The organism is Streptomyces corynorhini, assembly GCF_003346515.1.
In the GTDB taxonomy this organism is placed as follows: Bacteria; Actinomycetota; Actinomycetes; order Streptomycetales; family Streptomycetaceae; genus Streptomyces; species Streptomyces corynorhini.
In genome coordinates this window covers 1-7,315 of record NZ_QQNA01000366.1, presented here as the reverse complement: position 1 = coordinate 7,315, position 7,315 = coordinate 1, and the positions used below count along the sequence as shown (strand labels likewise).

The 7,315-nt window shown below is 69.4% G+C and carries 6 protein-coding genes; 2 read left to right on the top strand and 4 right to left on the bottom strand.

Annotated features, from left to right (window positions below; all coding sequences use genetic code 11):
- From DVH02_RS32535 to DVH02_RS32520, 4 genes are all read right to left on the bottom strand, one after another.
- A partial coding sequence (locus tag DVH02_RS32535) for an alpha-amylase family glycosyl hydrolase (RefSeq protein ID WP_267899093.1) occupies positions 1 to 1,047 on the bottom strand: 1,047 nt, incomplete at its 3' end.
- A 179-nt stretch (positions 1,048 to 1,226) separates the two neighbouring features.
- Positions 1,227 to 2,054: a sugar ABC transporter permease gene (locus tag DVH02_RS32530; protein WP_114627446.1), complete on the bottom strand. Its 828-nt coding sequence runs from the start codon at positions 2,052 to 2,054 to the stop codon at positions 1,227 to 1,229.
- A gap of 71 nt (positions 2,055 to 2,125) precedes the next feature.
- Entirely contained in the window at positions 2,126 to 3,157 is a 1,032-nt protein-coding gene (locus DVH02_RS32525; protein ID WP_114627445.1) for a carbohydrate ABC transporter permease, read from the bottom strand.
- Positions 3,158 to 3,325: 168 nt separating this feature from the next.
- Positions 3,326 to 4,600 (bottom strand): extracellular solute-binding protein, encoded by a 1,275-nt coding sequence (locus DVH02_RS32520; protein WP_114627444.1) that lies wholly within the window; start codon positions 4,598 to 4,600, stop codon positions 3,326 to 3,328.
- Positions 4,601 to 4,914: 314 nt separating this feature from the next.
- Between DVH02_RS32520 and DVH02_RS32515 the strand changes: the two genes are divergently transcribed.
- Positions 4,915 to 5,964: a LacI family DNA-binding transcriptional regulator gene (locus tag DVH02_RS32515; RefSeq protein ID WP_114627443.1), complete on the top strand. Its 1,050-nt coding sequence runs from the start codon at positions 4,915 to 4,917 to the stop codon at positions 5,962 to 5,964.
- Between the two features lie 280 nt (positions 5,965 to 6,244).
- On the top strand, positions 6,245 to 7,120 hold the full coding sequence (locus DVH02_RS32505) for a phosphatase PAP2 family protein (RefSeq protein ID WP_114627441.1): 876 nt from the start codon (positions 6,245 to 6,247) through the stop codon (positions 7,118 to 7,120).
- Positions 7,121 to 7,315 lie beyond the last annotated feature (195 nt).

The window sequence follows — 7,315 nt, the reverse complement described above, 5'->3', positions numbered from 1 at the left end:
CACGTCGTGGTTGGAGAGCACCCAGGTGGCGGGGGCGCCGACCGGGCGCATCGCGGCGAGCGACGCGTCGATGACCTCGCGCAGCTCGGCCGCGTCCCAGGAGGTGCCCAGGTACTGGAAGTTGAACGCCTGGTGCAGCTCGTCGGGGCGTACGTAGTTGGCGGTGCGCTCGACGGTCGGGGTCCATGCCTCGGCGACGGCGATCCGCTCGCCGGGGTACTCGTCGAGGATGGAGCGCCACTGCCGGTAGATCTCGTGCACGCCGTCCTGGTCGAAGAAGGGCATGCCCCCGTCGTTGGCGCCGAGCAGCCTGAGCTGTCCCGCGTCGCCGATGTCGGGCAGTCCCGCCGCCTTGACCAGGCCGTGGGCGACATCGACGCGGAAGCCGTCGACACCCATGTCCAGCCAGAAGCGCAGGATGGAGCGGAACTCGTCGGCGACGGCCGGGTGGTCCCAGTTGAAGTCGGGCTGCTCGGGGGCGAACAGGTGCAGATACCAGTCACCGGGGGCGCCGTCCGGGTCGGTGGTCCTGGTCCAGGCGGGGCCGCCGAAGATGGACTCCCAGTCGTTGGGAGGCAGTTCGCCGTCCGCGCCCTTGCCGGGACGGAAGTGGTAGCGCTCGCGCAGCGCGGATCCCGGCCCCTCGCGCAGCGCGCGCCTGAACCACTCGTGCTCCGCGGAGGAGTGGTTGGGCACGAGGTCCACGATGATCCGCAGGTTCAGCTCGTGGGCGTCGCGGATCAGCGCGTCGGCGTCCAGCAGGGTGCCGAACATCGGGTCGATGGCGCGGTAGTCGGCCACGTCGTATCCGGCGTCGGCCTGCGGGGAGGCGTAGAAGGGGCTGAGCCACACGGCGTCGACGCCCAGCCCGGCGAGGTGGGGAAGGCGGCGGCGCACCCCGTCGAGGTCGCCCATCCCGTCGCCGTTCCCGTCGGCGAAGCTGCGTGGATAGACCTGGTAGATCACCGCGTCCCGCCACCAGCCGCGGCCGTGGCCCGGGGCGTCGTCGGACGTGCCGGTGAGAGGGGCAGTGAGGTGCTGGGTCATGTCGTCCCTGGAGTGTCTGGGGGGCGGGGGGCGACGCCGCGCCGAGGGGGCCGTCGGCGCCGTCGTGGTGGTACGGAATCGGTGGTGCGGGATGCGGTGGTGCGGGGTACGGAGGTACGGAGTCAGTGGTACGGGGTACGGAGTTACGGGGTACGGGGTGTGGCGGTCGGGCAGGGCGGTCAGCCCTTGACGGCACCGGCGGACATGCCGGTGACCAGGTGCCGCTGCGCGAAGAGGAAGACGAGCGCGGCGGGGATGGCGATCAGCACGGACGCGGCGGTCATCGGGCCCCACTGGGCGCCGTACTGGTTGACGAACTTCTGCAGGCCCCCGGCCAGGGTGAGGTTCTCGTCGCCCACCATGAAGGCCGACGCGTAGGCCACTTCGCCCCAGGCGGTGATGAAGGAGTAGAACGCGGTCACCGCGAGTCCGGGCTTGGCGAGCGGCAGGATCAGCCGGTAGAAGGTCCCGAACGGCGTCAGTCCGTCGACCATGCCGGACTCGTCGATCTCCCGGGGGATGGTGTCGAAGAAGCCCTTCATCATCCAGGCGCAGAACGGCACGGCGATGGTGAGGTACGTGATGACCAGCCCCGCCGACCTGTTGAGCAGCCCGAGCCCGGCCATGATGTTGTAGATCGGCACGATGAGCACGGCGACCGGGAACATCTGGGTGACCAGCAGGGTCCACATCAGCCCGCGCTTGCCGGGGAAGCGGAAGCGGCTGACCGCGTAGCCGGTGGTGGCGGCGACGAACACCCCGAGGAGGGTGGTGAGGCCCGCGATGACCAGCGAGTTGCCGAACCAGGTGAGGAACGGGGTGTCCCGCAGCAGGTTGGTGTAGTTCTCGAACGTCGTCTCTTTGAAGAAGTCCGTGGTCGTGGCGTAGCTCGCGGGCTTGAGCGAGGTCAGCAGGACCCACAGCACCGGGAAGACGGCGATCACGGACGCGACGACGAGGGTGGCGTGCAGGGCGACCGACGCAGCCGGTGAACGCCGCCCGCGCAAGGGCGGGTTGGCGGGCTGTACGGCGTTGGCGGAGGCGGGTGCGGTGGCGGTCGGGGCGGGGGCTGCGGTGGTCACCACGTATCTCCCTGCTGGCGGAGGACTCGCCGGTAGACCGCGGCGAAGAGCATCAGGAGGACCAGGATCAGCACGCCCCAGGTGGAGGACTGCGCGAAGTCGCGCGGACTGATCTCGAAGGAGAACTTGTACGCCTGGGTGACCAGGATCTGCGTCGCCTCGCCGGGTCCTCCCCTGGTCAGCAGGAAGATCACCGGGAACATGTTGAACGTCCAGATGGTGGAGAGCAGGATCACGGTCGTGCTGACCGGGCGCAGTCCCGGCATGGTGATGTGCCGGAACCGCTGCCAGGGGCCCGCGCCGTCCATCTCGGCGGCCTCGTACATCTCGCCCGGGATGGACTGGAGTCCGCCGAGCAGCGCGACCATCATGAACGGCACGCCGAGCCAGATGTTGACGGCGATGACCGAGAACTTGGCCCAGGTGGGGTCGTTGAGCCACGGCACGGCGTCGATGCCGCCGCCCGCGAGCAGCTTGTTGAGGAAGCCGCGGTCCTCGTTGTAGAGGAAGCGCCAGGCGAAGACGGAGACGAAGCCCGGGACGGCCCAGGGCAGGATCAGCAGCATCCGGTAGGCGGAGCGGCCGGCGATCCGGCGGTTGAGGATATTGGCGAGGGCCAGCCCGAGCGCGAAGGTGACGCTGACGCAGGAGACCGTCCACACCAGCGTCCAGCCGAGGGTGGCCAGGAACTGACTGCCCGTCAGCGCGTCGGCGTAGTTGTCGAGTCCGACGAACTTGTAGGTGGCCGGGAGGTGGTTGACGCCGATGTTGCGCTCGACGTTGCGCTCGTTGGCGTCGGTGAGCGACAGGTAGATCCCGCGCAGCAGCGGGTATCCGATGATCACGCCGATCACGACGACCACCGGGGCGACCATGGTCCAGGCGTACCAGTGGGTGGCGACGGCTCGCCGGAGCCCGCCGCCGGTCCCCCGGGGCGCGCCGGCCGGTGTGCCGGAGCCGGAGCCCCGGCCGGGGGCGGGTTCGCCGCCCGGGGCCGATGCCACCGACCGGCTGGTGTGGACAGCCATCAGCGGGTCCGCCTTCCTTCCTCTGCCACGTTCACGTTCACGTCTCGATCTCGGTCTCGGTCTCGGTGTCGGTCTCGGTGTCGGTGTCCGGTCCTGATCCCGGTCGCGGTGCCGGTCGCGGTGCCGGTCGCGGTGCCGGTCGCGGTGCCGGTCGCGGTGCCGGTCGCGCTACTTCCAGCCCTTGAGGAGCTTGCGGTACGCGTCGCCGGTCGCGCCGACGCCCTTGTCCGGGGTGGTCTGGCCGGTGAGGACCTTGGTGTACTCGGTGACGAGCGGGGCGAACAGGCTGCCGGTCTCGGGGATCCAGGGCCGCTCGATGGCCTTGTCGACCACGGGCTTGAAGAAGCCGACGATCTCGTTGTCCGCGACGCCCGGCTTGTCGTACACGGAGGTACGGGTGGGCAGCAGGCTGAGCTGCTCGGCGACCTCGGCCTGGCTCGCGGCGGACGTCATGTACTCGGTGAAGGCGTAGGAGGCGTCGAGGTTCTTGGAGCCCGCGTACACCGCGAGGTTGTGGCCGCCCTGCGGGGCGCCCTGCGCCACGGATCCGGCCGGGACGGGCGCGATGCCGAGATTGGCCTTGTCCTTGAACTGCACGCCGCCGTAGGTGTCGGAGACGGCCCACGGACCGTTGATGATCATCGCGACCTCGCCGTCCTTGAACGACGCCTGCATGTTCTCCCAGCCGTCGGTGGCGTCGGTCTTGGCGGCGCCCGAGTCGACGAGGTCCTTGACGACGGTCATGGCCTTGGCACCGGCCGCGTTGTCGACCGTCACGGTCCTGGACGTGGCGTCGACCAGGTTGCCGCCCTCGCCGTACAGGAACGACAGGAACCAGTAGGCGTCGTCGCCGCGCAGGTACATGCCGGTCTTCCCGGTCTTGTCCTTGATCTTCTTCGAGACCGTCTTCAGCTCGGCCACGGTCCCGGGCACCTGGACACCCGCCTCCTTGAAGATCTTCTTGTTGTAGAAGATCCCCATGGAGTCGATGACCTGAGGCACCGCGTAGGTCTTGTCGTCGTACTTCGTGGAGGCGGCGGCCTGCGGAAGGAAGTCCTTCTCGTCCTTGAGCGCGGCCGTGCCGTCGAGGGGCGCGAGGTAGCCGAGGTCGGCGAACTCGGGGGTCCAGGCGACCTCGGAGCGGATCACGTCGGGGGCGCCGGAGCCGGACTGGGCCGCGTTCTTGAACTTGTTCTGGGCGTCGCCGAAGGGCACGTTGACGTAGTTGACCTTGACCTTCGGATGGAGCGCGGTGAAGCCCTCGGCGAGCTTCTTGAAGACCTTGTCCTCGCTGCCGACGGTCGAGGTGTCCCACCAGGTGACCGTCCCCGACAACTCACCGTTCTTGCCGCCGCCGTTGCCCGATTCGCCGTCACCGCCGCAGGCGGTCGCCGCGAGGGCCAGGATCGCGGCCAGGGCGGTGGCCGTTATGCCACGTCGCATCCGAACTCCTTCAACTGCCGTACCGCTCCGTCGCGGTGCCGGGTCGGTCGTGAAAGTAACAGCGATGCAAGAAGGCCGAAAGACCTTGCGGAAGATTTCTGCAAGAACCGCTGATCGTTACCGGCGCGTGTCCTGGTGATTACCGGCCGATGCCTTGCTGGATCCACCAGGGGCCGCCAGGGGGCGGACCGTACGGCAACCGCGCCCCGACCCCGCAACGGGAAGGTTTCGCAAGATCTTGCAAGAGCTTGCTGCCGTGACCGGAAACCGCGCGTGGTGGGCAATCCGACACCCGCCCGGTACAGTCCACTCCCATGACCGCACGGCTTGCCGATATCGCAACTCAGGCGGGGGTCAGCGAAGCGACGGTCAGCCGCGTACTGAACGGCAAGCCCGGGGTTGCCGCGGCCACCCGTGAGTCCGTACTCGCCGCGCTCGACGTCCTCGGCTACGAACGCCCCGTCAGACTGCGCAGGCGCAGCGCGGGGCTGGTCGGGCTGATCACCCCCGAGCTGGAGAACCCGATCTTCCCTGCCCTGGCCCAGGTCATCGGCCAGGCGCTGACCCGGCAGGGCTACACGCCGGTGCTGGCGACGCAGACCCCCGGCGGCTCCACGGAGGACGAGCTGACCGAGATGCTGGTGGAGCGGGACGTCTCCGGCATCATCTTCGTCTCGGGGCTGCACGCCGACACCTCGGCCGACATGCGCCGCTACGAGAGGCTGCGCGCCCAGGGCGTGCCGTTCGTCCTGGTGGACGGTTTCTCGCCGAAGGTGCGCGCGCCCTTCATATCCCCGGACGACCGGGCGGCCGTGCGGCTCGCGGTGACGCATCTCGTCTCGCTCGGCCACCAGCGCATCGGGCTGGCCGTCGGCCCGAAGCGGTTCGTGCCGGTCCTGCGCAAGATCGAGGGGTTCCGCGCGACGGTGCAGGAGCTGCTGGGCCTGTCGGCGGCGCAGACGGAGGAGCTGATCCAGCAGTCGCTGTTCACCCTGGAGGGCGGGCAGGCCGCGGCGGCGGCGCTGATCGAGCGCGGCTGTACGGCGGTGGTGTGCGCGAGCGACATGATGGCGCTCGGCGCGATCAGGGCCGCGCGCCGGCTCGGCCTCGACGTGCCCCGGGACCTGTCGGTCGTCGGTTTCGACGACTCGCCCCTCATAGCCTTCACGGACCCGCCGCTGACGACGATCCGCAAACCGGTGCCCTCCATGGGGCAGGCCGCGGTCCGGACACTCCTGGAGGAGATCGGCGGCACACCCGCGCCGCACAGCGAGTTCGTCTTCATGCCCGAGCTGGTCGTACGCGGTTCAACCGCCTCGGGGCCGGCCCCCGGTCCCCCCGGGAACACCCGCACAGCGGCCTAGGGTCTTTCGTTCGGATCAGGCCGGATGAGGGAGCGGGGCCTGGTGCCGTGGATCGCGAGGCGGAGGAGGGAGCCCACGCGGAGCGGATGGGGTCTCCCCTGGTCGAGCGAAGCCGAGACCTTGGGGATGACCGACGACAACGCCGCGAGGCGCGGTGCAGGGCTCGCGAGCCCGGCCTGATCCATACGAGAGGCCCTAGTCCTTGAGGTGGAGCGGATGCGCCGGGAACCCGCCCGAGGGATGATCGATCGGTGGCACCAATCTGGCAGACTTTCCCACCATGGGTGAATCCACCGTGAACACACAGGAAAGCCGACCGGCCACCCCGTCACCCATCCCTGACGAGACGGCCCGCCCGACGCCCGACGAGCGCACCAGGCTGCAGCGCCTGCGCTCGCCCGGCCGCCCGCGCATCTGGTTCGAAATCCTGCTGATCGCGGTGAGTTACTACACGTACTCGCTGATCCGTAACGCCGTGCCCGAGCAGAAGGCCAAGGCCCTCAGCAACGCGGACTGGATCTGGCGGACGGAGCAGACGCTCGGCATCGCGGTGGAGCGTTCGATCAATCACGCCGTGGACTCGGTGACCTGGCTGATCATCGCCATGAACTACTACTACGCCACCCTGCACTTCATCGTCACCATCGGGGTGCTGATCTGGCTGTTCCGCAGCCATCCCGGCCGTTACGCGGCGGCCAGACTGGCCCTGTTCGCGACCACGCTGGTGGCCCTGCTCGGCTACTACCTGTATCCGCTGGCGCCGCCGAGACTCATGACCGGGCAGCGCTTCATCGACACCGTCGTGCACCACGAGACGTGGGGTTCGATGGCCTCGGGCAATCTGAAGAACATGTCCAACCAGTACGCGGCCATGCCGTCGATGCACATCGGCTGGTCCCTGTGGTGCGGCCTGATCATCTTCGCGCTCGCCACGGCCCCCTGGGTGCGGATCCTCGGCCTGCTCTACCCCATGGCCACCCTGCTGGTGATCGTCTCCACCGCCAACCACTTCTGGCTGGACGCGGTGGGCGGCATGATCTGTCTCGCGTTCGGCTTCACCGCCTCCTACCTCTGGTACGGCGCGCTTCCGCACCGGCTGCCGCGCCAGGTCACGGCGGGGCGTCCCGCGGTGCGCCTCCGCGCCGCAGGTCGATGACGGGGCGGTGACGGGCGGACGCGACGGCACGGAGGGTGGCCGATCTGTCACCTTCCGCGACGCCTCGCGTGGTACGGACAGCATGCGCCGCCCCAGCCCCAGCCCCCGCCCCAGCCCCCGCCTCCCCGGCCCCGGGGCCGCTCGTTCATCCGAGCGCCCCGGCGAGCAGGCCCGCGGCCACCTCCGCCCCGTCGG

What these genes read in the sequence shown, in the direction of transcription:
- DVH02_RS32525 (WP_114627445.1), bottom strand. Translation starts at nt 3,157, where the DNA reads ATGGCTGTCCACACCAGCCGGTCGGTGGCATCGGCCCCGGGCGGCGAA.
- DVH02_RS32520 (WP_114627444.1), bottom strand. Translation starts at nt 4,600, where the DNA reads ATGCGACGTGGCATAACGGCCACCGCCCTGGCCGCGATCCTGGCCCTC.
- DVH02_RS32515 (WP_114627443.1), top strand. Translation starts at nt 4,915, where the DNA reads ATGACCGCACGGCTTGCCGATATCGCAACTCAGGCGGGGGTCAGCGAA.
- DVH02_RS32505 (WP_114627441.1), top strand. Translation starts at nt 6,245, where the DNA reads ATGGGTGAATCCACCGTGAACACACAGGAAAGCCGACCGGCCACCCCG.